The organism is Candidatus Bathyarchaeota archaeon, assembly GCA_026014725.1.
Lineage (GTDB): Archaea > Thermoproteota > Bathyarchaeia > Bathyarchaeales > Bathycorpusculaceae > Bathycorpusculum.
On record JAOZHV010000060.1, the window covers coordinates 1 to 1,980 of the forward strand.

The following is a 1,980-nucleotide window of genomic DNA, read 5'->3' on the forward strand; positions in this document are numbered from 1 at the left end:
TGGATGATTTCGCGTGCTTTTTCTCCGCTCTTGCTTCCGATAAAGATTTCAACCCATGCGTAGGCGTCAATTACGGTCTTCACCGCGATCCTCCTCTGAGAAAGCTTTTATTTTTCCTTTGTCCACGCCGAAGGCGTCGTTGAGCCGCCCTTTGCGTTGTTGCGCGGCAAACACTCGTATGGTTTCGTCAAGAGTCTGTGTATGCAGCTTTCGTTGTAGCCTTTCCAGCATTCTAAGCGTATTCCTTGAGACTCTTACGGTTGTGGTTTTGCTCATAGCCTTCACAACACTTGTATATAATATACAAGTATATAAATATATCACGTGTTTACGTCAACACGTGAAACGCGGAAGTCCCAGACTTCCAAAACAACAATACAAGCTATAGCGCAACACTGCCCCACGAAGCTTATAAAGCATCAATCAAAAATCAACTAAGCCAAATTCACCCGTTATCACAAAAAACCCAGAACACACTTCATAAAAGCCGAGAGGATGCAGGCTTTTGCCGAACAGAGAGAAGAGTAGCCAAAACCGAAACCCATAGCTCAATTATCAAATTAAAACCATTAATGTTGCTACAACCGAACGGAAAAACGTTAACATCTATTAAAAACGTAAAAAAAAGAAGTAACCAAAAAGGAGAAACACAGATGAAAAAAACCAACAAAATAGCCGTGATCACGATGTTGGCATTAGGCGTAAGCCTAACGTTGGCATCTGCGGTTTACGCATCGTCGTTTTTAGCCATACTCGGCGTATCACTTATCTTCTGGGGCGCCATACTACTCTACATAGCGCCAACCAAGCAAGTGCCCTTAACCCTGCTAACCGCCTCAGTCACAGCAAACTCGCTCAACATCGAAAGAATACTTGCTGAACACGGTCTAACGCACAAGGGCATTTACCTCCCGCCAAAAAACCTCATCGATATCGAATCAAGCCTCACGTTCATCCCCAAAAAACCGAACGAACCCTTGCCGAAAAGCGAAGACACAACCGACGAAAAACTGACCTCTCCAACAACAAGCGGCGTATTCATAACCCCTCCAGGCTTAGCGTTATCGAAGCTGTTTGAGCAGGAACTCGGCGTATCCTTCACAAAAACCAACCTGAAATATCTGCAGGAAAAAATGCCTCGCCTTCTCGTCGAAAACATGGGCTTAGCAGAAAACGTGGACGTCCAAACCCCAAACGACACAATAACGGTTGAAATAACCAACAGCCTGTTCAGCAGCGTCTGCCAAGAAAACAGAAAACTGCCACTAACACATAACGCTGTCGGCTGTCTCCTGCCCAGCGCAATCGCATGCGCTTTCGCCAAAGCAACTGGAAAGCCAATTGTAATAGCTGATGAAAGACAAGGCACAGACGACAACACAACCACAATCGAATACCGCATCTTGGAGGAATAGGAAACGCAGCTTCCGCCACTAACGTTTACAGATGCAAGCATACTGTGCACAATAGGCGCAATAGTCCTCTTGGTAACCGTAGAATTGACTTCGCCGTATTATGGCGTAACTAATCTTGCAGTGAACAGGAAAAACCTAAAGAATGCAGCGTTCGCGGTAAGCGCAGCCTTTTTAGTCACAATCGCAGTAAGAGTAATCAGCATACTAACATCGTAGCCGCTGAGGGCGAAACTATGACAAAAAAGCAATCCGAAACTGAAATACAGGAACTCATACTAGAAACCATACGCGCCGAGAAACCAGAAACCACCCAACAACTAATCAACCTTATGCACGAGAAAACTAACTTACCAGAAAAAGAGATAACGCGCGTGATACTTGAGCTGGAAAGCCAAAACAAGATACGCTTCACAAAACCAGAAAATCCACCATCAACCGAAGCAGCACATGTTTTCTCCTCAAAATACGCATGGTACTGGATAACCATCGCGCTGGCGGTAGCCACCACGCTTGCTGTTTTCACTATTCCCGAAGACGCATATCCCATTGTGTATGTGCGTCAAGC

The 1,980-nt window shown here is 45.4% G+C and carries 4 protein-coding genes; 3 read left to right on the forward strand and 1 reads right to left on the reverse strand.

Features of this window, described 5'->3' with window-relative positions:
* Nucleotides 1–66 precede the first annotated feature (66 nt).
* The gene (locus tag NWE95_13630; GenBank protein MCW4004940.1) at nt 67–276 is read right to left on the reverse strand and encodes a VapB-type antitoxin; all 210 of its coding nucleotides are present in this window, start codon (nt 274–276) and stop codon (nt 67–69) included.
* Nucleotides 277–653: 377 nt separating this feature from the next.
* On the opposite strand from NWE95_13630, the gene NWE95_13635 reads away from it, so the two are divergent.
* From NWE95_13635 to NWE95_13645, 3 genes are all read left to right on the forward strand, one after another.
* Nucleotides 654–1,415 carry a hypothetical protein gene (locus NWE95_13635; protein ID MCW4004941.1) on the forward strand — a complete coding sequence of 254 codons (762 nt, stop codon included), beginning with the start codon at nt 654–656 and terminating at the stop codon, nt 1,413–1,415.
* A 69-nt stretch (nt 1,416–1,484) separates the two neighbouring features.
* Nucleotides 1,485–1,631: a hypothetical protein gene (locus NWE95_13640; GenBank protein MCW4004942.1), complete on the forward strand. Its 147-nt coding sequence runs from the start codon at nt 1,485–1,487 to the stop codon at nt 1,629–1,631.
* A 17-nt stretch (nt 1,632–1,648) separates the two neighbouring features.
* Nucleotides 1,649–1,980: hypothetical protein (locus NWE95_13645; protein MCW4004943.1), on the forward strand; the 332-nt coding region annotated here is incomplete at its 3' end.